This window comes from Anoxybacillus dikiliensis, from assembly GCF_050613275.1.
Classification (GTDB): Bacteria; Bacillota; Bacilli; order Bacillales; family Anoxybacillaceae; genus Anoxybacillus.
This window is the reverse complement of the sequence record NZ_CP187112.1, coordinates 1374355-1397511: the sequence shown is the minus strand read 5'-3', so window position 1 is coordinate 1397511 and position 23157 is coordinate 1374355. Positions and strand designations below refer to the sequence as shown.

Annotated in this window: 24 protein-coding genes; 18 read left to right on the top strand and 6 right to left on the bottom strand. The window is 39.4% G+C overall.

Annotation, left to right across the window (positions count from 1 at the left end; translation table 11 throughout):
• Window positions 1–3 precede the first annotated feature (3 nt).
• The 3 genes from ACPF7I_RS07440 to ACPF7I_RS07430 all read left to right on the top strand — a co-directional run bounded on the left by ACPF7I_RS07440 (window position 4) and on the right by ACPF7I_RS07430 (window position 4745).
• The gene (locus tag ACPF7I_RS07440; protein ID WP_430744068.1) at window positions 4–1155 is read left to right on the top strand and encodes a THUMP domain-containing class I SAM-dependent RNA methyltransferase; all 1152 of its coding nucleotides are present in this window, start codon (window positions 4–6) and stop codon (window positions 1153–1155) included.
• A gap of 97 nt (window positions 1156–1252) precedes the next feature.
• Window positions 1253–3181, top strand: a complete 1929-nt coding sequence (locus tag ACPF7I_RS07435; RefSeq protein WP_430744069.1) for an ATP-dependent DNA helicase — start codon at window positions 1253–1255, stop codon at window positions 3179–3181.
• Between the two features lie 52 nt (window positions 3182–3233).
• Window positions 3234–4745, top strand: coding sequence for a carboxypeptidase M32 (locus tag ACPF7I_RS07430; RefSeq protein WP_430744070.1), 1512 nt, complete (start codon window positions 3234–3236; stop codon window positions 4743–4745).
• A 24-nt stretch (window positions 4746–4769) separates the two neighbouring features.
• Here ACPF7I_RS07430 and ACPF7I_RS07425 read toward each other — a convergent pair whose 3' ends face one another.
• The 4 genes from ACPF7I_RS07425 to ACPF7I_RS07410 form a co-directional block, all read right to left on the bottom strand.
• Window positions 4770–6419 carry a b(o/a)3-type cytochrome-c oxidase subunit 1 gene (locus ACPF7I_RS07425; RefSeq protein WP_430744071.1) on the bottom strand — a complete coding sequence of 550 codons (1650 nt, stop codon included), beginning with the start codon at window positions 6417–6419 and terminating at the stop codon, window positions 4770–4772.
• Window positions 6416–6889, bottom strand: a complete 474-nt coding sequence (locus tag ACPF7I_RS07420) for a cytochrome c oxidase subunit II (protein ID WP_430744072.1) — start codon at window positions 6887–6889, stop codon at window positions 6416–6418. The genes ACPF7I_RS07425 and ACPF7I_RS07420 overlap by 4 nt, the downstream gene beginning before the upstream one ends.
• 21 nt (window positions 6890–6910) lie before the next feature.
• The gene (locus ACPF7I_RS07415) at window positions 6911–7060 is read right to left on the bottom strand and encodes a cytochrome c oxidase subunit 2A (RefSeq protein WP_009361298.1); all 150 of its coding nucleotides are present in this window, start codon (window positions 7058–7060) and stop codon (window positions 6911–6913) included.
• A 266-nt stretch (window positions 7061–7326) separates the two neighbouring features.
• Window positions 7327–7782: a chemotaxis protein CheX gene (locus ACPF7I_RS07410; protein WP_430744073.1), complete on the bottom strand. Its 456-nt coding sequence runs from the start codon at window positions 7780–7782 to the stop codon at window positions 7327–7329.
• 259 nt (window positions 7783–8041) lie between these two features.
• On the opposite strand from ACPF7I_RS07410, the gene ACPF7I_RS07405 reads away from it, so the two are divergent.
• The 10 genes from ACPF7I_RS07405 to ACPF7I_RS07360 all read left to right on the top strand — a co-directional run bounded on the left by ACPF7I_RS07405 (window position 8042) and on the right by ACPF7I_RS07360 (window position 15619).
• Window positions 8042–9109 carry a type III polyketide synthase gene (locus tag ACPF7I_RS07405; protein WP_430744074.1) on the top strand — a complete coding sequence of 356 codons (1068 nt, stop codon included), beginning with the start codon at window positions 8042–8044 and terminating at the stop codon, window positions 9107–9109.
• A complete protein-coding gene (locus ACPF7I_RS07400) occupies window positions 9106–9609 on the top strand; it encodes an isoprenylcysteine carboxyl methyltransferase family protein (RefSeq protein ID WP_430744075.1) in 504 nt (167 codons plus the stop codon). The genes ACPF7I_RS07405 and ACPF7I_RS07400 overlap by 4 nt, the downstream gene beginning before the upstream one ends.
• 78 nt (window positions 9610–9687) lie before the next feature.
• Entirely contained in the window at window positions 9688–13314 is a 3627-nt protein-coding gene (locus tag ACPF7I_RS07395) for a dynamin family protein (protein ID WP_430744076.1), read from the top strand.
• Window positions 13307–13579, top strand: a complete 273-nt coding sequence (locus ACPF7I_RS07390) for a YpbS family protein (RefSeq protein WP_430744077.1) — start codon at window positions 13307–13309, stop codon at window positions 13577–13579. Before ACPF7I_RS07395 ends, ACPF7I_RS07390 begins: the two co-directional genes overlap by 8 nt.
• Window positions 13580–13640: 61 nt before the next feature.
• Window positions 13641–13781: a hypothetical protein gene (locus ACPF7I_RS07385; protein ID WP_009361292.1), complete on the top strand. Its 141-nt coding sequence runs from the start codon at window positions 13641–13643 to the stop codon at window positions 13779–13781.
• Between the two features lie 46 nt (window positions 13782–13827).
• Window positions 13828–14349 (top strand): TlpA family protein disulfide reductase, encoded by a 522-nt coding sequence (locus tag ACPF7I_RS07380; protein ID WP_430744078.1) that lies wholly within the window; start codon window positions 13828–13830, stop codon window positions 14347–14349.
• An 80-nt stretch (window positions 14350–14429) separates the two neighbouring features.
• Window positions 14430–14561 (top strand): FbpB family small basic protein, encoded by a 132-nt coding sequence (locus tag ACPF7I_RS07375; protein ID WP_430744079.1) that lies wholly within the window; start codon window positions 14430–14432, stop codon window positions 14559–14561.
• A 34-nt stretch (window positions 14562–14595) separates the two neighbouring features.
• Window positions 14596–14739, top strand: coding sequence for an acid-soluble spore protein N (locus tag ACPF7I_RS07370; RefSeq protein ID WP_430744080.1), 144 nt, complete (start codon window positions 14596–14598; stop codon window positions 14737–14739).
• A gap of 132 nt (window positions 14740–14871) precedes the next feature.
• Window positions 14872–15096: a small acid-soluble spore protein Tlp gene (gene tlp, locus ACPF7I_RS07365; protein ID WP_181520142.1), complete on the top strand. Its 225-nt coding sequence runs from the start codon at window positions 14872–14874 to the stop codon at window positions 15094–15096.
• A 103-nt stretch (window positions 15097–15199) separates the two neighbouring features.
• Window positions 15200–15619 (top strand): acyl-CoA thioesterase, encoded by a 420-nt coding sequence (locus ACPF7I_RS07360; RefSeq protein ID WP_430744081.1) that lies wholly within the window; start codon window positions 15200–15202, stop codon window positions 15617–15619.
• Between the two features lie 17 nt (window positions 15620–15636).
• Here ACPF7I_RS07360 and ACPF7I_RS07355 read toward each other — a convergent pair whose 3' ends face one another.
• Window positions 15637–15924 carry a HesB/YadR/YfhF family protein gene (locus tag ACPF7I_RS07355; RefSeq protein ID WP_430744082.1) on the bottom strand — a complete coding sequence of 96 codons (288 nt, stop codon included), beginning with the start codon at window positions 15922–15924 and terminating at the stop codon, window positions 15637–15639.
• Between the two features lie 322 nt (window positions 15925–16246).
• Between ACPF7I_RS07355 and ACPF7I_RS07350 the strand changes: the two genes are divergently transcribed.
• The 3 genes from ACPF7I_RS07350 (at window position 16247) to bioB (ending at window position 19866) form a co-directional block, all read left to right on the top strand.
• The gene (locus tag ACPF7I_RS07350) at window positions 16247–17185 is read left to right on the top strand and encodes a magnesium transporter CorA family protein (protein ID WP_430744083.1); all 939 of its coding nucleotides are present in this window, start codon (window positions 16247–16249) and stop codon (window positions 17183–17185) included.
• A gap of 144 nt (window positions 17186–17329) precedes the next feature.
• Window positions 17330–18766: an NAD(P)/FAD-dependent oxidoreductase gene (locus ACPF7I_RS07345; protein WP_430744084.1), complete on the top strand. Its 1437-nt coding sequence runs from the start codon at window positions 17330–17332 to the stop codon at window positions 18764–18766.
• Window positions 18767–18876: 110 nt separating this feature from the next.
• Window positions 18877–19866, top strand: a complete 990-nt coding sequence (bioB, locus tag ACPF7I_RS07340; RefSeq protein ID WP_430744085.1) for a biotin synthase BioB — start codon at window positions 18877–18879, stop codon at window positions 19864–19866.
• A gap of 368 nt (window positions 19867–20234) precedes the next feature.
• On the opposite strand, the gene ACPF7I_RS07335 is transcribed toward bioB, so the two are convergent.
• Window positions 20235–21608, bottom strand: a complete 1374-nt coding sequence (locus tag ACPF7I_RS07335; protein ID WP_339174355.1) for an IS1380 family transposase — start codon at window positions 21606–21608, stop codon at window positions 20235–20237.
• A gap of 452 nt (window positions 21609–22060) precedes the next feature.
• Between ACPF7I_RS07335 and ACPF7I_RS07330 the strand changes: the two genes are divergently transcribed.
• A complete protein-coding gene (locus ACPF7I_RS07330) occupies window positions 22061–22234 on the top strand; it encodes a YozD family protein (protein ID WP_430745944.1) in 174 nt (57 codons plus the stop codon).
• Between the two features lie 89 nt (window positions 22235–22323).
• Window positions 22324–23094: a sporulation protein gene (locus tag ACPF7I_RS07325; protein ID WP_430744086.1), complete on the top strand. Its 771-nt coding sequence runs from the start codon at window positions 22324–22326 to the stop codon at window positions 23092–23094.
• Window positions 23095–23157: the final 63 nt, after the last annotated feature.

Below are 23157 nucleotides of genomic sequence, written 5' to 3'. Positions count from 1 at the left end.
AACATGGGACAAATAACGTTAATTGCTACTGCAGCGATGGGACTTGAGGCAATCGTTGCAGATGAAGTACGCGCACTCGGATATAACTGTGAAGTAGAAAATGGGAAAGTGACATTTGTTGCGGACGAGCGAGCGATTTGCCGCACGAACTTATGGCTTCGAACAGCCGATCGGGTAAAAATAAAAGTAGGCGAATTCCCTGCAACAACGTTTGATGAGTTGTTTGAACAAACAAAAGCGTTACCGTGGGCGCAATTTTTGCCGATTGATGCCCAATTCCCTGTTGTCGGAAAATCGGTCAAGTCAAAATTGTTTAGCGTATCCGATTGTCAAGCGATCGTAAAAAAAGCAATTGTTGAACATTTAAAGCAACATTACCGTGTGTCTTGGTTTGAGGAAACAGGGGCATTGTTTCGCGTTGAGGTAGCTTTACATAAAGATGTTGCCACATTGACAATCGATACGAGCGGTGCAGGACTGCATAAAAGAGGATATCGTGTGAAGCAAGGGGAGGCTCCATTAAAAGAAACGCTAGCAGCGGCGCTCGTTCAATTAACGAATTGGACACCGGATCGCCCATTTGTTGATCCGTTCTGTGGGTCAGGAACGATCGCTATTGAAGCGGCGTTGATCGGTCAACATATCGCCCCGGGATTTAATCGCGACTTTGTATCTGAACAATGGGATTGGATGTCCGCTCGCTTATGGGATGAAGCACGTGAGGAAGTTGAAGATTTAGCACGATATGACCAACCGCTGCATATTATTGGATTTGATATTGACCATCGCATGGTTGATATCGCAAAAACGAACGCGCAAGAAGCTGGACTAGCGGATTTAATTACGTTTAAACAGATGCAAGTAAAAGATTTCCGAACGAAAGACGAATATGGCGTAATTGTTGGCAATCCTCCGTATAGCGAACGATTAGGGGAGAAAGAAGAAGTGGAGCAATTGTATCGGGAAATGGGAAAAACATTTGCTGCGCTTGATACGTGGTCTATTTATATGCTGACATCTCATCGTCAATTTGAGCAGTTATATGGGAAACAAGCAACGAAACGTCGGAAACTATTTAACGGTTTTATTGAAACGCAATATTATCAGTTTTGGGGACCTCGTCCTCCCCGTTCATATGACAAGCTGTCTTGTTGACAGCTTTTTCTTTTCAACTTCATTGACTTCTTTCTTTTTTTGAACGATAATTAATGTTTGTGTACTTCGTTTAAATTGATGGAGGGGCTAAAACAGTATGAGCAAATATCCGTTTGCATTAAGTAAAAATGAAAGTTTTTTTGATAAGTTAAACGAATGGATTGGAGACGTATTTTACGATATTTTACCTGAAGCTGGTTTTGAATTGCGCGATGAACAAATTTTTATGGCGTTTCAACTTGAGCGAGCATTTAAAGAGAAAAAAGTGATGTTTGCTGAAGCAGGCGTGGGAACAGGAAAAACGATCGTATATTTACTTTATGCTATTTGCTATGCCCGTTATATCGGAAAACCAGCGATTATTGCATGTGCAGATGAAACGTTAATTGAACAGCTTGTGAAAAAAGAAGGGGATATTGCAAAAATTTCACGTGTTTTACATATGAATATCGATGTTCGTTTGGCCAAATCACCAGATCAATATTTATGTTTGAACAAACTCGATGATGTACTAATGACCGAAGAAGAGGAATTGTATGAACAAATTTTTGATGAATTGCCTCCATTTGTTCATGATCATGCTCCACTTCAAACGTTTTATCATTACGGTGATCGGAAAGATTACCCTCATTTAAGTGATGAACAATGGTCAAAAATTGCTTGGGATCCGTTTCAAGACTGTTTAGCGTGCGAAAAACGCCATCGTTGTGGTCAAACGTTATCGCGCGATCATTATCGCAAAGCAGCGGATTTAATTATTTGTTCGCACGATTTTTATATGGAACATATTTGGACGTATGAAGCGCGGAAACGTGAGGGGCAGCTCCCTCTTTTGCCTGAAGCGAGCTGTGTCATTTTTGACGAAGGGCATTTATTAGAGTTTGCGGCGCAAAAAGCGTTGACGTATCGTATGAAAGAAACGACGTTAGAGACGTTGCTTTCTCGTTTATTAGAAAATGATATTCGTGAACAATTAGCTTATTTAATTGAAGATACATTAGAACTTAGTGTACGTTTTTTTGATGAATTAATGAATCATGCGAAAGCTGTACCGGGATCGAATCGTCAAGAATTAACGTTTACTCCATCTCTTTTGCAACTTGCGCAAACATTGCAAACGAAAGTTGAGCAAATTGGCGATGAACTCGTCTTCGAAAGTGAGACGTACACAATTGACCAGTATCAATTAAAAGTTGTGGATGAGTACCTAGATCAAATTCATCACTCCTTGCACTTATTTATTCATAATCGGGATGCCATTACATGGCTTGAATCGTCGCTAGATGGCAATACGCTTGTCATTATGCCGAGAACGGTACAAGAAGTGTTGCGTGAAAAAGTATTTTCTAAACGTATGCCATTTATTTTTTCGTCTGCTACACTATCAAATGAAAAATCATTTGATTATATGGCAAAAAGTCTAGGAATTGACGAATATGTATCGTTTCATGTCGATTCCCCGTTTGACTATGATGAACAAATGAAAATTTACATGCCGATATTTAGAAATAACGAACGTATATTTGAAGAAAAATATGCGTATGCCTTAGAAAAAATCCGCGAAACGAATGGGCGTGCTCTCGTATTGTTCCCGACGCGTGAACAATTGAATGAATTTAAAGCTCGCGCCCAACGTGAAGAACAATTTACTTTCTTATTTGAAGGGGATCAAGAAATTAGCGAGCTTGTTTCCCGTTTTCAAAACGAAGAAGAAACGATTTTATGTGCCCAACATTTATGGGAAGGATTGGACATTCCAGGCCCTTCATTAAGCAACGTGATTATTTGGGCGCTTCCTTACCCTCCGAATGACCCTGTTTTTCAGGCGAAGCGAAAGGAAACGGACAATCCGTTTTGGGAAGTTGATGTTCCGTATATGATTTTACGATTGCGACAAGGGGTCGGGCGTCTTATTCGTCAACGTGATGATCGAGGAATCGTATGTATTTTTGTAACAGATGAAGAACCGATGCAAGTGATCGAGGTGATCAAACGTGTATTACCGACAGATGTACAACAAAAATAAAGGAATCATTGTAAGTATTGTAGAATAACAAATACAGAATGGAGGGAAGAAGATGAAAACGAATATTCAAGAAGTAGAAAAGCAATTTCGACAATACGTCAAAAAAATGATGGCATATAAAGAAGCCATTTCCCTTATGTATTGGGATTTGCGTACAGGGGCACCGAAAAAAGGGGTTGACCAACGTTCTGAAGTGATCGGCATGTTGTCACAAGAAGTGTTTCGCATGTCGACTTCAGAGCAAATGGCCGCATATATTGCGGAGCTTTCCGCTAAGTCGGTACAAGAACAATTATCGCCTGTTACCCGTTATACGTTAGCAGAATGTCAAAAAGAGTATGAACGCAATAAAAAAATTCCTGCGGATGAATATAAACAATTTGTCATTTTGCAATCAAAAGCGGAAAGCGTATGGGAAGAAGCGAAAGCAAAATCTGATTTTTCCCTTTTTGAACCGTATTTAAAACAGCTTGTTGACTTTACAAAACGTTTCGTTACATATTGGGGAACAAACGGACATCCATATAATACGCTATTAGATTTATATGAGCCGGGTGTGACAGTCGATTTATTAGATAATGTGTTTTCAAAATTACGTGATCATATTGTTCCGCTTGTTCAACAAATTCGCGAGTCCCGTCACAAACCGGACACGAGCTTTTTATTTCAACCATTTCCGAAAGAAAAGCAAAGAGCATTTAGTTTAGCGCTTTTAAAAGAGCTAGGTTACGACTTTGACGCAGGGCGGCTGGATGAAACTGTGCATCCTTTTGCGATTACATTAAATGATGGGGACGTCCGAATTACAACGAAATATGACGAAAATGATTTCCGAACAGCTGTATTTGGTACAATTCACGAATGTGGTCATGCCCTTTATGAACAACATATTTCTAAAGAACTGGCAGGGACACCATTGTACGATGGAACGTCAATGGGGATTCATGAATCACAATCGCTATTTTATGAAAACTTTATTGCTCGTCATTATTCATTTTGGAAGCGATATTATCGTTTATTACAACAATACGCTTCGCACTTCTCACATGTTTCATTAGACGATTTTTATCGTGCAATTAATGAGTCGAAACCGTCTCTTATTCGCATTGAAGCTGATGAACTGACGTATCCATTACACATTATTGTTCGATATGAAATGGAAAAAGCGTTGTTTGATGACGCAATTGAAGTGAAAGATTTACCATATATTTGGGACGAAAAATACGAAGCGTATTTAGGTATTCGTCCAGAGCGTGATGCGGAAGGAATTCTTCAAGATGTGCATTGGGCTGGAGGAAGTTTCGGTTATTTTCCATCGTATGCGCTTGGATATATGTACGCGGCACAGTTTAAACACACAATGGAGAAAGAACTACCATTTAATCAGTTGCTTGAAAATGGGGAACTTGTTCGTATTCGAGAATGGCTTACAAAACATGTTCACCAATTCGGAAAGACGAAAAAACCGCTCGATATTTTGCATGAAGTAACCGGGGAAGGTCTAAATCCGATCTACTTAATCCATTACTTAGAAGAAAAATATAAACATATTTATCGATTATAAAAAACCGGGCGAGTGCCCGGTTTTTTACCAAAGTTTAAATCCTTTTGATCCAGGAGGTGCATTTTGGATCATGTCGATAAATGGAACGGTATATGCGATTAAAATAAGTACAACAGCAATACCGATCCACAATTTCCAGTTTTCGAACACAAGTGGTGTACGTTCAGCCTGCTCAGCAACTTCTGCAACAGGGAACTCTGTTTCACCTTTCGGAGCGAAAAATGCTAAGTTTGTCACGATAATGAGCACGAGAATAATACCGATGAATAAAATCGTTCCACCAACCGCTTGGGCGATTTGATAAGGAATCCACTCTAGTGCTTGTGGTGCGTCACCGTATGTTGAGAATGCTGAACGGCGTGGGGCACCAAGTAACCCTGCAAAATGCATTGCACTAGACATGAAAATCATACCAATGGACCAAACGATCGTTTGAATAATCGCTAGACGATTCATTGCTTTTGTCATGACGCGTCCCGTTAAGTGCGGGATAAGCCAATAAGCTGCCCCAAAGAATGTCAACACAACCGTTGTAGCTAACGTTAAATGGAAGTGACCAGTTACCCAAATCGTATTATGAACGACTTGGTTTAATTGGTGTGATGCGTTGACGAGACCACCAGCACCAGCAGGGATAAAGAATAACATACCAACAAATGGTGCAAAGAAACGCGCATCACCCCAAGGAAGTTTTCGTAACCATCCGAATAGTCCTGTTGCTCCTTTTGAGCGACCGTACATTTCAAACGTTGCGAACATTGAGAACGCAGTCATTAATGATGGAATAACGACCATAAACGTTAAGACAACTTGTAAGTATTTCCAAGCTGGATCAATTCCAGGTTCCACAAGTTGATGGTGGAAACCGACAGGAATCGAGAAAATTAAGAATAAGATGAATGACATACGGGCAAGAGAGTCAGAAAACATTTTCCCACCAATAATTTTTGGAATAATCGCATACCAAATCATATATGCCGGTAATAACCAGAAATATACGAGCGGGTGACCAAAGTACCAGAACAATGTTCGGCTTACAAGCACGTTAATCCGATCGACATAGCCTAACGACCAAGGAATGAGCTGGAATAATACAGTTGCTGCTACACCGAGTGAACAAATGAGCCATAATACCATGTTGACAACAGACATAAATGTAAGTAATGGACTTACTTGACCGGGATGAGCTTTTTTCCATTTTGCATAATGAGCAAACGTTGCAAAGCCGCTAATCCAGCTACCAACAACGACAAGTGTTAAACCGATATAAAATCCTGCATGTGCTTGTAAAGGTGCATAAAACGTATATAAAACAGAAGCTTCACCAATTAAAATGTAAAAGGCAGTAATCGCTGTACCGATTGTCATGAGCCAAAAACCGACCCAACCCCAAAACCGCACGCGGTCAGAGAGCGTCCCAGCAGTACGACTTACAGCAGCAAATTGAAAACCAATAATAAAGAATGTAGTTAAAACGAGTCCGAGCAATACGCCGTGCGTTGTTAAAATCGTATAATAGCTAATACCTGCCGGCAATTCAAATTTTCCAGAGCGCACAAGCACTTGTAATAGACCAGCAAGTCCCCCTAACGCAAGAGCAACGAAAGCGACATAAATATGGGCCATGGCTAATTTGCCATCACGAGCATCTACTTTCCATGTTCCGTTCATCATTGTTCAACCACCTTCACTTTCGCCGTCATTAAATGGTGACCGGCACCGCAATATTCATTACATAAAATGACATACTCTCCGATTTTATCAAATGTTTGTGTATAGCTACTGACATATCCAGGCTCAACCATCATATTTACGTTCGTTCCAGCCATTTCAAACCCGTGGATCACATCTTTCGTTGCGACATTAATCGTTACTTTTGCTCCTTTTGGGATTTCGATCTGGTTTGGTGTGTACGCAAAAGCAGAAGCAACGATGTTCAGTTGATATTCATTATCTCCCGTTTTAACAAGGCCTGGTTTATCAAATGGTGGTGTTTGATCTACTTTTTCCGGATCGATCGTTGTTAAACAGCTTGGTGGCTGTGTGCCTTGTGCAAATGCACCGACGCCTAAGACAGCTAAAAATACAAATAGCGAGCCGATGCCGAAAAATAGCCAAATTTTCTCATACTTATGCATGTGCATAACGCTTCGTCTCCTTTCGCTCTACAAACGATTTAAAAACAAGAAATACACACTTACCCACGTGAAAATAAGGAAAAATCCCAAAAACAAAACAGAAGCAAGCGTTCCTTTTAATGCAGGTTCTTTCTCTACTTTTGTTTTTGGTGTGTTTGTGTTTAATTGCGTTTTCATCTTCATCCCCCTTTCCTAAATAAACCTTAAATAGAAATGTATACACTTACATCATACAAAACAATTTGTGAAATGAAATGCTTTTTTCAGATGTTTCACAAATTGTTCATTCGTTACTTTACCATCATCATAACCGTAAAAATAAGGGATAGCTGTGACTTTTGTCACACGCATTTTGTGAGGTTGTGAAAAAAGTGTGAAATATTTAGAAAAAGATGGCTATGGCATAAAAAAAGAAGCTTACAAGTGCAAGCTTCTCATTTCATTTATTCACTATCAATTGTTAAAATAAGTTGTAATTCTCCGTTGCTTTCGAAGTGGATCGGTACGCGGAAAGCTTTGTCAAAACCGTAAATTTTTGTTTGACCAACAAGGACAGTTGGAGGAGTAATATCAATTGTAATTCCTTTTTGTGATACAACTGTGGCCAAGTTTCCTGCAATCATATTGCCGAGCTCACCCGTAAATGATTCAAGCATTTCGCCTTCTAACGGCATACCAAACATCGTTTCCCCGATGCTTCCAAACATCGTTTCATGTCCTTCAATGATTAGACGCCCACGTAAGTCTCCGGTCATCCCAATTAATACGCTAATGGATGTTTGTGTGAAAGGTTGGACAAACAATGAAGGTTTATCGATTGTCATTGATAGTGGGATAACAGATCGAATCGATTCGATCGTTCCATTTAAAATCGTTGTAATTTTTTCACCTAACGCCATAAAAAAGACCCCCTTTTTTCTTCATCATAACAAATTTTTCACTTTGATGACATCATTTTTCGATAAACACAGATACGAATATATAAAAAACATAGTGACGAAACGACAAATTGCGTTATAATGAAAGTGCACAACAACATCCCTCCTTTCAAAACGTCGAAAGCTTTCCTCCTGTTGCTGAGAGGAAAGCTTTTCTGTTTGTTATGAATAAAATTTCTTTATTAGGAAAATATTATCTTTATCGAAAGGAGGGACTTGGATGCCAAGTATCGTTGCAGTTGAATTGGCTGAACTTCCTTACCGCGTTTCACAAAACGAGGTGATGGTTGCAATAAAACGCATGTTTCAACATCGTTATGAACATATTGATCGGTTATTATCTATTTTTCAACATGATCATATTCAATCAAGATCTCTTGTACAACCATTAGATTGGTATATGCACACTCATTCGTTTGCTGAGAAAAATGAGCTGTATATTGAGCATGCTGTTCGATATGGAAAAGAGGCGATTATGCGCTGTTTACATCGTGCAAATATTGTTGTTGAAGACATTGAAGCAATCCTTTTCATTTCAACGACGGGAATTGCTACACCAAGCATTGAGGCAAGAATCATGAATGAACTTTCTTTTTCTGTCCACACGAAACGCATCCCGATATGGGGGCTCGGATGTGCGGGTGGAGCAGCTGGCATTGCGCGAGCGGTAGATTACTGTCGAGCATATCCGAAAGCAAAAGTGCTTGTTCTTGCTGTGGAGTTTTGCAGTCTAACGTTTCAGATGGATGATGTATCAAAAAGTAATCTTATTGGCACATCACTATTTGCTGATGGAGTAGGTTGCGCGTGTGTGGTGGGGGATGATGTACAGCAGCAAAGCGTCACTCCACAGGTGATTGATATGCAATCGGTATTTATGCGTAACACGGAAGATGTCATGGGATGGGATATAAAAGATCAAGGTTTTTATGTTGTGTTTTCCCGACATATTCCGACGATGATTCGTCAATCAATTGGTGACATCGTAAAATTATTTTTAGGAAGAAATGGAATAAATTTTTCCGAAATTGAACATTTTATTTTGCACCCAGGCGGTAAAAAAGTGCTTGATGCGTATCGAGATAGTTTACACATCGATGAAGACAAGCTTGCTCATGCGATCACGGTTTTACAACAGTACGGAAACATGTCATCTGTTACTGTGCTCGCTGTTTTACAACGCTTTTTGCAACAGTCGATGACTCCACGAGGATATGGTTTAATGATGGCGATGGGACCGGGATTTAGTTGTGAACTTTTGTTGTTAAAATGGGGAGATGAAGCATGAAATGGAGAATGCTTTTCTTTTTAATTGTTCAACGGTTCGTTGAGTTATATTGGGCAAAAAGAAATGAAAGATGGATGAAAGAGAGGGGAGCAAAAGAGTTCGGACAAAATCACTATAAATATATCGTATGTATGCATAGTTTATTTTTCGTTTCACTCTTGCTGGAGGGAATTCGTAAACGTCCGTCACCATTGTGGTCTGTTTTGTTTAACATATTTGTCGTATTACAGCTATTCCGTCTTTGGGTTATCGTTTCACTCGGAAGATATTGGAATACAAAGATTATTGTATTGCCAAAAGCAGAACGAGTACAGAAAGGTCCATATCGATGGTTTCGTCACCCGAATTACCTTGTGGTTGTGCTAGAATTCATCGTTATTCCACTTATGTTTCAAGCGTATTGGACAGCTGTCATATTCACAATATGTAACGCGTACCTTTTATCTATTCGTATTCGTGCGGAGGAACAGGCGTTACGTTTATTAAAATCCCCCTCATAAGCAGGGGATTTTTTATGTATTTTTTTTGTGAATTACAGTAAAATGAAGGTAGATTTTTTTAAAGGGGTATGGGTAATTATGGGAATGGTAAAAACAAAATCATTGCAACAATGGATATATCGCTTGATTGCACTTCATGACGAATTTATGAAGATGGGTGACATTGCGCAGGCAAATAAGACGAAACAATTAATTAAAAAAGTGTATAACCAAGAATTTACAATCGCTTTTTGTGGTCATTTTTCTGCCGGAAAGTCTAGCTTAATTAATGAATTAATCGGTGGTTCACTGTTGCCGTCTAGTCCTATTCCAACAAGTGCAAATCTTGTGAAAGTAAAAGCGGGGAAACCGTATGCGCGCGTATATTATAAGTCTGGTCAAGCGATTGAATACGCAGCTCCTTACAATTACGAAGAGGTAAAAACGTTTTGTCAGGACGGCGATACAATTGACATGATCGAAATTAGCGATGAAACAGACGCTATCCCAAGTGGAGTTGTGCTTATGGATACGCCGGGAATTGATTCGACAGATGATGCTCATCGTTTGGCAACAGAGTCTGCCCTTCACTTAGCCGATGTTATATTTTATGTAATGGACTATAACCATGTTCAAGCAGAATTGAATTTTGAGTTTACAAAACGGTTGTCACAGTATGGGAAAACGTTATACTTAGTTGTAAATCAAATTGATAAACATCGTGAACAAGAGCTTTCGTTTTCGCAGTTTACTCGCTCTGTTGAAGAGGCATTTCAACAGTGGGGGGTCACATTTGAACGCATGTGTTATACTTCCCTCAAACAAAAAGAGCATGTACATAATGAGTTCGATGAATTGAAACAGTTGTTGCAGTTGCTTTTTCGTGAAAAAGAGGAGCGACTTGAGCAAAGTATGCGTATTGCTGTCGAGCAAATGATTGATGATCATATGCAGATGTTCATCGCTCAACAAGAGGAAGAAGAGCAACATATTCGTCAATCGCTTTCGTTTGAGGATGAAGGAATGCTTCTTAAAAAAACGGAAGAAACGGAACGAGCGATTGATCATATAAAGAAAACGTGGTTGAGTGCAAAGCAGCATGTTGAACAGCAGTTAGAAACAACGTTACATAACGCTTATATGATGCCTTATGAAACACGAGAGCATGCCCGTGCCTATTTAGAAGCATGTCAACCTGATTTTAAAGTTGGTTTTTTATTTACAAAACAAAAAACAGAAGAAGAGCGTAAAAAACGACTGCGTGCTTTTTATGAAGATTTGCGCAAAAAAATCGAAAGTCAACTAGAATGGCATGTTCGGGACTTACTGAAACGTTTTTATCAACAATATGATGTTCATGACCACGAGTTATTACATCGTATTCAACAATTAACCGTTCCGTTTTCAGAACAATGGATTGTTGAGCGGAAGCCAAATCAGCCGCTTGTTACAGGGGATTATGTGTTAACGTATACAAACGACATAGCAAATGAAATAAAGCGGTTATATCGCGATGCGGCCCTTCAACTCGCAGAGCAAATGATTGAAAAAGGGAAGGAGCAACAACGGTTAAATATATATGAGCAACAGCTAGATGAGCTGATGAAGGAACGGGCGCGTTGGGAGCAATTGAAACAACTTGTTCATCAGCGGAAACATAGGCGTCACCGATTGCAAAAAGTCGTTGAACATGCAACGCCGTTAAGCGATGATGCGATTTATCCATTCATTCACGAGACGTTTACGATGCGAATAAGCAATCAAAAGAAAGAAGAAGTTCCACAGGAAAATGAAGCGATGCAAGAAGAACGTCCAATTCAAACGGTGCAAATGGCAAGTGAGACGGTTGAGCAAACGATCGAAAAGCTACGCGTCATCAGCCAAATGATTGCCCCGATTGAAGGGATGAAGCAGCTAGCGAAAGAAATGAGCGAAAAAATTCAACAACTTCAACAACGGACGTTTACAATTGCTCTATTTGGGGCTTTTAGTGCAGGAAAGTCTTCATTTGCAAACGCGTTAATAGGTGAACACGTCTTACCTGTTTCGCCTCATCCCACAACGGCGACAATAAATAAAATTGTTCCACCGACAGATGAGCATCCACATGGAACCGTTGTTGTACAAGTAAAAACAGAGCAGCAGCTTTTAAACGATTTGCAACACTCCTTGCGCTTTTTCGGTGTGCAAGTTCATTCGTTACAAGAGGCGATCGAAGAAAGCAAAAAAGCTATTCGTAGTCAAGCTGTTGATGCAAAAGAACGGGTACATTGGGCATTTTTGCAAGCTGTCGTGCGCGGTTATGAACAAATGAAAGAAAATCTAGGCCGATTGCTTGTCATCTCATTCCAGCAATTTCACGAATATGTAGCGAATGAAACGAAATCGTGTTTTGTTGAATGGATTGAATTGTATTATGATTGTCCGCTTACTCGTGAAAACATTATTCTTGTCGATACACCTGGAGCTGATTCGGTCAATGCCCGTCATACAGGAGTAGCATTTAATTACATAAAAAATGCTGATGCGATTTTCTTTGTCACATATTATAATCATGCGTTTTCAAAAGCGGATCGTGAATTTTTAATTCAGCTTGGTCGCGTCAAAGATACGTTTAGTTTAGATAAAATGTTTTTCATCATTAATGCAGCTGATCTAGCTCATACAGAAGAAGAATTGCAGGCGGTCGTTCGTTATGTGAAAGAGCAGCTTTTGCAATTCGGTATTCGCCATCCGCGTCTTTTTCCATTATCGAGTAAATGGGCACTTGCAGAGAAAAACGGGGAAACATTCGATCATCATGTGTTAGCGAATTCAGGAATGAGCACGTTCGAGCAAACATTTTATCCGTTTATCCATCATGAGATCGGCTCATTGGCCATTGCTTCTGCTCGTTTGCAAATGAAGCAAGCGCGTAAACGGTTAGCAGAATATATTGCAGAAGCTAAGCAAAGCGATGATATGAAACGGAAAAAGTTGCACATCTTGCAACAAGAGCGACAACAGCTTGAACGAATGATTGAACAATATGAAACAAATCATGACATTCATGCAATCGAACAGGAGCTGAACGAGTTAGTTTATTATATTCAACAGCGTATTTCTTTCCGTCTGTCAGATTGGTTTAAAGAGTCGTTTAATCCGTCTGTTTTGCATGATCGACAAACAAATATAAAAAAAGCGTTACAATTATGTTTAGATGAGTTTTTATACTCCATCGGATTTGATTTGGCACAGGAAATGCGTGCCACTAGCTTAAGAATCGAAGCGTTTATAAATAAACGTTACGATCTTCATTTTATGGCGCTAGAAAACCAGTGGAAGCAAGTGCATGATCTCATTGTAACAAAAGTCGATCTTCCAAGTTTTCCAACGTTACAATTCCCGATCGCTTTTGAGCAAATCGATCGCAATATATTTAAAAAGGCGCTTTCGTTGTACAAAAACGCGAAATCATTTTTTGAAAAAGATGAAAAGCGGTTTATGAAAGAAGAACTAGAAAAACAATTACGTGAGCCGATTTCAGCGTATGTAACTGAACAAAAACAACGGTTGCTTACGCATTATACAAAACAGTGGAATACGATTATTGAGCAACTTCATTGTCATATGCGTGAACAACTAAATGAGCATTTTACAGGTTTATTTGCCGCACTAACGGCTAAAGCACCAATAGACGAATTACAACATATTTACGATATGATCGGAGGAATGGATAATGAATGAAGTTCACCAGGCGATTACAGCACATTCACAAAAGCAACATGCACTCGTTCGGGCGTTTATCGAGCTAGATGCGAAACGGGAAGCGTATATTGAAGAAGCCGTCTCTTTATGTCAACGAGGTGAACCGTTTTCTGTACAAAACATCAATGAAGTAACAAAACAAATAAATGAACTAGCCAAAAATGGAATTGTACCACAGCGAAAATATGTGACGGTTGACATGGTAAAGGAATATGTCCAAAAATTAAATAATAAATCGTCGTAGTGTAAAACGTCCCGTTCGTGCATACTATTTATGCATCATGTATAAAAAGGAGGGTGAAGCGATGGGACGAACAAAATTAGGAAACGCCAATGCGCAACGAAACAATAACGCAAAACAGAAAAACGACTTCAATAATGAGTTTGCTTCATATGCTGAAGTTGAAGTGAAAAAAATGAGCAACGAGCATAAAAATATTCGATAAGGCGCGCATATGCGCCTTTTTTTGAGATGACAAATCGAAGGGCGGTATGTCGATGAAAAAGTGGCTCGCTATTATTATTTTATTTAGTTTTTTTGCATACATGCTTTGGGAACATATAACGGAAAGACAAACGATCGCAACCGGTATTCATATTGGAATGAAGGCACCGGACTTTTCTTTACAAACGATTGATGGAAAAGTCATTCAACTTTCACAATTACGTGGAAAGGTAGTGATTGTGAATTTTTGGGCAACGTGGTGCCCACCTTGTCGCGCGGAAATGCCGGATATGCAAACGTTTTATGAACGTTATGAAAAACAAGTAGAAATTGTAGCTGTCAATGTAATGGTGAGAGATTCGAAAGAAAAAGTGAATCAGTTTATAAAAAATTATCGATTAACGTTTCCGGTTGTGCTAGATGTTGATGGACATGTCATGAAGCAATATGAGATTCAACCGATTCCGACGTCGTTTATTATCGATCGACAAGGCATTATTCGTGAAAAGCAAATCGGTCCAATGTCGTATGAACAAATGGTGCAATATGTAGAGAAATGGGGGAAATAGCCGAGTGATCGGCTATTTTTTGTATATTTTTCATTATGTTTGGAAAAGATAGAAAAAAACAAAAAGTAGGTGAATAGGCGATGCGAAAAATAAGAAAGCGGACATTTGCAGAACTTGTGATGGAAAATAAAAGACAACTATTGAACGATGCAAGTGCATTAGAAAAATTGGAAGAGAAAATGGAAACGCGTTGGCTTCATAAAGCGGAATAACAAAGCCATACTATAAGGGAGGGGGGATGAATAAATGGGTAATCCAAAAAGTAATCAACAGACATTTGTGCCGCAACATATTGGAACAAAACCAAGAGCGGCAGGCGGCAATAAGGGGAAGCAAATGCAAGATCAATCTGGTCAACATCCACAAGTGATTCAAACGAAGGGTGAGTAAGGGCGAATGTTCGCCCTTATATAGTTTACATAATAAAATTATAATAAACAAAAACAATAAAGTTTGTATAACATGAAGAAAAACGTACACGATAAAAAATGTACATTTTACTTTGACAAGGAGGATGATAAAATGAAACCAAATTATGATGATCGTCGTGACAATGTAGAAAAGTTACAAGACATGGTACAAAATACGCTTGAGAATATTGAAAAAGCGGAAGAGACGATGGCGTTTGCTAGTCCAGAGGAGCGCGAAAAAATTAGGGAAAAAAACCATCGCCGTGAAGAAGCAATTGAGGCGATGCGGGCAGAAATCAAAGATGAAGCAAGGGCTCGTGAAAGAGGATATGAATAATAAAAAGCCGCATACGTGCGGCTTTTTGTATGCTCTGTTTACATGTTCTTATGTATGGTACAATAAAAAAATAAATTATTGTTATTTCGGAGAGTGAGAGCGAATGATGATTTCACAAAAAGAAATTGAAGTGCGTTACGCAGAAACAGATCAAATGGGGGTTGTTTACCACGCCAACTATTTAGTTTGGTTAGAAATGGGACGAGCCGATTTTATTCAACAACTTGGTTTCCAATACGCTGATATGGAGAAAAGGGGAATTGTGTCTCCTGTTATTGATTTGCAAATTTCTTATAAAAAGCCTTTACGCTATGGAGAGACAGCGACTATTAAAACGTGGGTAGAGTCATATGACGGCATTCGGGTTGTCTACGGATATGAAGTGTTAACGCCAACAAATGAAATCGCAGCGACAGCAACTTCAAAACATGTTTGCGTGGCGAAAGAAACGTTTCAACCTGTTTTAATTAGAAAATACTTTCCTGATTGGCATGAAGCGTATGAACGGGCAAAAAAAAGATAAAAGCGGGTCACCCGCTTTTATCTATATGTAAATATCGGCTCTTTTCGTTTTTCGTCAAACTCGATATGCAAATCATGGTCATCAAAATACCACGTATCGTTTTGTTCAATAAAAAAGATAATTCCTTCTTTTTCTAGTGTCACTGCAGCGTCGATCGGACTTTCCTTATTCACCCCTAAAGAAAAACCTTTTTGCACGGTACTACATCCACCGTATCGAGCAAAAAAACGAACGTAATCTCCATGCTGTAGTTGCAGTTCCTCTTTGTACCATGCAAATGCTTCGTCACACATGTATATATTCATTGTATTCACCATCCTTCACACACGATTATAAAATAACGAGAAATATTTTTCTATTTTGCGCACTCATTGCGAGAAAAAATGAAAAAGGAACTATACAAATGGTGGCAAAACATGTATCATTAATCCGTAATGAACGTAAAAGCGAAAGGAGTGACGTTTCCGTTATGAGCAGGGCGAGTACAAATGAACCAGAACCAGCAATAATAGGGGAAGTCGTTTCGTTTTTTTTCGCTGGGACGTACTGCTCACGAACGAAACAGACGCTCCAACGACAAAAAAGCGGTGCTTCCCTTTTGTAGAGAAGATAGGGGGGGGTTACGCCATGATGAACATTTATTTGTCTAATGAGCAAGGAAAATTAGAAGAAATTCACGAGTTGAAAAATGGCTGTTGGGTTAGTCTCGTCTCCCCAACGGAAAGTGAAATTCGCTATATTTCAGAACATCTAAACATTCCGATTGATTCCATCAAAGATGCACTCGATGACGAAGAGCGTTCACGTATTGAAAAAGAAGATAATCATGTGTTAATTATCGTTGATATCCCAATTATTACGTACGATGAAGGAAACATTCCAACATATGAAACGATTCCAATTGGAATGATTATCACAAATACATGTTTTATTACTGTATGTCTCCAAGAAAATCCGATTTTTGAAGAGTTTACGAAAAGTAAGGTAAAAAACTTTTATACGTATATGAAAACGCGTTTTGCTTTACAAATGTTATATATGATTTCAACGTACTATTTAAGATATTTAAAACAAATTAATCGCAAAACGAGTGAAATTGAAAAACAGCTACATCAATCGATGCAAAATAAAGAGTTGTTTTCTTTGCTTAGTTTAGAAAAGAGCCTCGTTTATTTTACGACATCATTAAAAGCGAACAATATTGTGATGGAACGGTTGCTTCGATTGAATTATTTACGGATGTATGAAGACGATCAAGAATTGTTAGAAGATGTCATTATTGAAAATAAGCAAGCAATTGAAATGACAGAGGTGTATAGTAGCATTTTAAGTGGAATGATGGATGCATTCGCTTCTGTCATTTCGAACAATTTGAACATTGTGATGAAATTTTTAGCTGCCATTACGATTGTTATTTCTTTTCCAACGATGGTGACGAGTTTTTATGGAATGAACGTTCCGATTCCTTTTCAAGACAAGCCATATGCATACGTAGTTGCTTTAGGAATCTCTTTTGTTCTTTCAAGTTTGACGGCGTTCGTTTTTTGGAAGAAACGTTATTTTTAAAAGGACGGTATATACCGTTCTTTTTTTTATGGAAATAAAAACGAACATTTAATAGTTTTTTTAAAAAAAAGATCGTTTTTTATTGACTGTTTTTGTCCTGTTTAGTATATTAACATTCGGAAAATGAAAGGTGAGGGATGAATAATGAACAATCGTTACGATGTGATCGTTGTCGGAGCTGGTCCGACAGGGATTTTTACTTGTTATGAATTAACGTTAAAATTACAGGGCGCACGCGTGTTGCTCATTGATAAAGGACATGATATTTATAAGCGAAACTGTCCAATTTTGCAAAAGAAAATCGAGAAATGCCCACCGCCAGTTGGAAAAAAAGATTATGCTGGATGTGTACCTGCCTGTTCAATTACAAATGGATTTGGAGGAGCAGGAGCTTATTCAGATGGAAAGTTTAACATTACGAGCGAATTTGGCGGATGGATGACAGAGTACTTACCTGACTCGACAGTGTTACAGCTCATCCGTTATGTTGACGAAATTAATTTAAGGCACGGTGCTACTCAGTCATTGACCGATCCGCTGACAGATGAAGTGAAGGAAATAGAAAGACGGGCTTATGCAGCTGGGTTAAAATTACTGCGCGCGCAAGTTCGTCATCTTGGCACAGAACAAAACTTACAAATTTTAAAGAGTATATATGAATATTTACGCATGCATATTGATATGATGTTTAAAACCGAAGTGAGCGACATTTTAACGGAAAAAGTCAACGGTACGAATCATGTCAAAGGAGTTCAACTGAAAAATGGAGATATGTTATATGCCAATCGTGTCGTCATTGCTCCTGGACGTGATGGGTCAGCTTGGTTATCGAACATATTGAAACGTCGCGGGTTGAAAATGATCAATAATCAAGTTGATATTGGTGTTCGTGTCGAAACGTCTAACGTAGTAATGGAAGAAATTAATACACATTTGTATGAAGGGAAGTTTATTTTTAATACATCCGTTGGAACACAAGTTCGAACGTTTTGTAGTAATCCGTCTGGCCATGTTGTTGTCGAAAATCATTCTGGTATTATGCTCGCGAACGGTCATGCATATAAAGATCCTAAGCTAGGAAGTAACAATACAAACTTTGCTCTTCTTGTATCTCATAAATTTTCTGAGCCATTTGATCAGCCGAACGAATATGCACAGCAAATTTCTCGTTTAGCGAATGCATTATCTAACGGTGGAATTATTGTGCAAAAATATGGGGATATTTTGAAGGGAAGACGTTCAACCGAAAAACGAATGAAAGAAGGATTTATTGAACCTACGTTAAAAGAAGCTGTTCCTGGGGATTTAGGTCTCGTTCTTCCATACAACACGATGAAAAGTTTAATTGAAATGACAGAAGCGTTGAACAAAGTGACTCCAGGTATTGCTTCAGAACATACGCTCTTTTATGGGGTGGAAGCAAAGTTTTATTCTGCGCGTCCAAAATTAACTGAACGTTTTGAAACAGAAATTTCAGGGTTATATGTTGGAGGGGATGGTGCAGGAATTACGCGTGGACTGGCACAGGCCGGGGCATGTGGGGTATGGATTGCTCGACATATTGTAGAAACGTATAGCTAGCGGGACGTTCTCGCTAGTTTTTTTTTTTGTTAACTTATATAAAAATAATGTTGACATATATCTTTTGATCGAATACGATTATTGGTAATTAGAAGTAAAGGGGGAGAACGATGGATTGGTTATTGCTCGCGGATCGCGTATTAGCAGGGGAGGAAATGACAGATGATGAAGCGCTCTCGATATTAAATTGTCCAGATGATGAACTATTGTTATTACTACAAGGCGCTTATCGCATTCGTCAAACGTATTACGGAAATAAAGTGAAATTAAATATGATTATGAATGCAAAGTCGGGATTGTGTCCCGAAAATTGTGGATATTGTTCGCAATCTTCCCTATCTACTGCCTCGATTCCGACATATAAAATGGTAAATAAAGATACGATTTTACAAGGAGCAAAACGAGCGTACGAAGCGAAAATAGGAACATATTGTATTGTCGCAAGCGGAAGAGGACCGAGTGATAAGGAAATCGATATTGTTGTATCTGCGGTGAAAGAAATTAAGGAAATGTACGGTTTAAAAGTATGTGCTTGTTTAGGGATATTAAAACCTGAGCAAGCGTTGCGGTTAAAAGAAGCAGGTGTTGATCGATACAACCATAATATTAATACATCCAAAGAGCATCACCCGTACATTACGACTTCCCATACATACGATGATCGGGTACGTACGGTAGAAACGGTCAAAGAAGCGGGGATGTCCCCATGTTCTGGCGTCATTATCGGTATGAAAGAAACAAAGCAAGATGTCATTGCGATGGCGAGAAGCTTAAAAGCACTAGACGCAGACTCAATCCCTGTTAATTTTCTTCATGCGATCGATGGAACGCCGTTAGCAGGGACAAAAGAATTAAACCCTCGCTATTGTTTGAAAGTGCTCGCGCTGTTTCGTTATATGAATCCAACGAAAGAAATTCGCATTTCCGGAGGGAGAGAGGTAAACTTGCGAAGCCTGCAACCACTCGGCTTATATGCCGCCAATTCTATCTTTGTTGGAGATTATTTAACGACAGCCGGACAAGAAAAACATGCAGATTTTCAAATGCTTGAAGATCTCGGATTTGATATTGACTTTGCCCCAGCATCTTATGCGATATAAAAAAGCCGACGTTTTGTGTCGGCTTTTTTATATGTACATATACTATTACTAACTACGATGTTCAACGTTGGAGTGAAGTTCATGTGATATCAAGAAAATTTGAAAATGAGCGGTTGCGTCGAAAACAAGAAGAAAAAGAGATTATTGACGGCTTATTAGATACCTGAATCCGTGATGGATTGACATCGACTTTGACTTTTTTGCTGGTTTTATGGATGCGTGATCCACCATTCCCTTTTTATGTTTAAAACAGATGTCATCTTCACTCTCAGAAATGAAATAAATATCTTTTTTAGGTATATAAACCAAAGAAAAAACAAAAAAGGACAGAGGGTTAGGATGAGTACAGAATCACGAACAATCGTTCGTTATGCTCCTTCTCTCCATTTTATGTAAATGTTCAGAAGGGGCTCGCTATAGCCACTCCTTCGCGTCAGTTTCATCCAGATCTGTCGTGATCGGCGGACGAGTCGACCTGCCATCGTGATCACCGTCTGAATGATCGTCTTGATGCGGCGGCGTTTCACTTTATGATGTAATGGATGTCTCGGATCGCTTAATAGATCTTGTCCAATCAGACGAAGAAGGTTGTACACGAATGCTCCCATGACTAACACGAGCGCATTCGTTTTCATCTTCCCTGATGGAAGTCGCTCTAAATCTAAGTCGCTTTTCAGTTCGCTATGAAACTGTTCGCATGTCGCATGATCGTGATACAATGCGAGCACATCACTCATTCGAACATGCTCGTATCCCTCGAGGCGCACCCAGTAGCTTTCGACTTCGTAATTAGGAACGAGCATCAGCTGTCCATTTCGTTCCATCGTTCGTTCCGTCACTTGGGTGACTTGAACGTACGTGTACGTGTGTCCATCGATTGCTGCGGTCTGTGGAAGGCATAACTCATACGTTTGTACTCCTTCGGTTTGTCCATCATCGATGCGTCTGCCCTTTTGCGAAGCGATCTGGAACCAAAGCGCTTTCGATTCTCGGCGTAAGTTTCGCTTGATGACAAAGTCCACGTCTTCCTTTAGACATACGTGCACATTCGCTTCCGCATCGTTTCCTGCATCCATGCGGACAAGCAGACGAGACGAGGTCAGCGGACGAGCTCGACGGATGGCGGTAGTTAAAAACGAAGGCATGTTGTCTTGTACATGTTGTTTCCCTGGACGCAGCTCGGCATGAACGATATACCCTTCCTTCCCTGCGTACGCAAACAACGGCGTAAAACCGTCAAATCCTTTATACGTTCGACTCACTCCTTCTTTCTTCGTATCGGAGTTGTCAAATGGGGAAGCATCTATATCAAGGGGAAGCCATGTCGTTTTCCCTTTCGCCCAACAAGGGGACAAGGTAGCGTGTTGTCGAACCAACAGACGCATCGATTCCTCCCAAATGATGGTTTCGGTCATCGGAAGACAAGCGAGCTGATCGAGACGCTGTCGCAACGTTGGGGAGGAAGGTACGTGCCGAATGCCCATTGATGTCGAAAAGATATCGTCCTGACGATACGCTTCGATATGATCAAAATCCGTTTTTCCTGTGGCAAGCAAGCCGATCATCGAGCGAATGACGTCGCTATGGGAAATGTGCACATCTCGACGAACCGTTGGGAGCCGAAGGGCGTTTACTCGTTTATCCAGCTTCGTTTGGTGCAGTAAGTAGCCCACGAGAGCAAGCCCAGCACTTGGAGTAATCGCTTCATCTGTCAATACAAACCGAATCGGGAAATCTTTCATCGCATTCACCTACTTGATGAAGAGTCGTCAACGTCGTTTTCCCTTATCGTATCAACGGTTTGCATCCATTGTAAAGATGTTTTGTCACGGATTTAGGAGATATTTATAATGACTATAAATGGTTATACGAACGGTTTGGTGATGAACAGTATGAACAAATGATGGAGCAAATCGTCGAGCAGTTGAAAAAGTTTACAAGACGGAAACGACGCGAATGAAATTCACATACATTGCCATAACACGTATATGAAATAAGGAATGCAAAAAAAGAGCACGCCACAAAAGAGTCCATTCGTGATCGTTTCCATCCATTGATCAATTTGTTCGTCCATAAGCTTGTCCTCCGTTTCTTTTTACTTTCAACGTATGTGCATATAGTGGCAAATATACATAAAAAACGGGTGACATAAATGAATGACTTTTTCATAACATAATACAAAGGGGGCGATATGGTGAAAGAAATTGAAGTAGTCATTGATACGGAAGAAATTGCGGAGTTCTTTTACAATGAACTTGTTCGGCGAGGTTTTGTCCCAACAGAGCGTGAAATTGAAGAAATAGCAGATATTATGTTTGATTACTTGATTGAAAAATGCATTATTGACGAAGAGCTGATTGATGAATAAAGCGACGGTTGTTCCGTCGTTTTTTATTTGAAACATTTTTTCATTTCGCTCGTATAACGTATAGAATGAAAAATAAAGGAGGCTGTTTTATGGGGCTATTTAATAAAGTATTAGCAAGTATTGGAATTGGTTCGGCTAAGGTGGATACGAAGTTGCATGAATCACAACTATCACTTGGTGAACAGATCACAGGAGTTGTAGAAGTAACAGGAGGAAATGTAGATCAAGAGATTGATGATATATATTTGTCTCTTTGCGCTACATATATAAAAGAAGTAGATGATCGCAAAGTAACGAAGCAAGCGATTGTTGAAAAATGGAAAATCGCTCAATCATTCGTGATTCGTGCTGGGGAAAAGAAAGAATTTCCGTTTTCTTTTTCCCTTCCGCTTGACACACCAATTACAGTTGGAAAAACAAGAGTGTGGTTACACACAGGACTTGATATTAAAAATGCCGTCGATCCGACAGATGAAGATTATATTCGTGTTCAACCTAATCGGATGATGAACGAAGTATTTCGTGTCATGGAAAACTTAGGATTCCGATTAAAAGAAGCAGAATGCAAAGAGGCGGCTCATTATGTTCGTAAAAAACTACCTTTTGTTCAAGAATTTGAGTTTGTCCCAACGGGTGGCGAATTTCGTGGGAAACTTGATGAAGTAGAAATAATTTTTTTTCCACATACACTACAAGAATGTGAATTACTTATTCAAGTGGACCGACGAGCGCGTGGGTTAGCTGGTTTGTTTGCAGAAGCGCTTGATTTAGATGAGACTTTTGTTCGTGTTACTATTCGTGAGCAGCATATTCAAACGTTACAAACAGATCTTGCTGCACTCATTCGACGATATGCTTAAAGGATTGGGGGGTTCCCCGATCCTTTTTTATGTCCAAATCATTTTATATATTCGACAAAAATA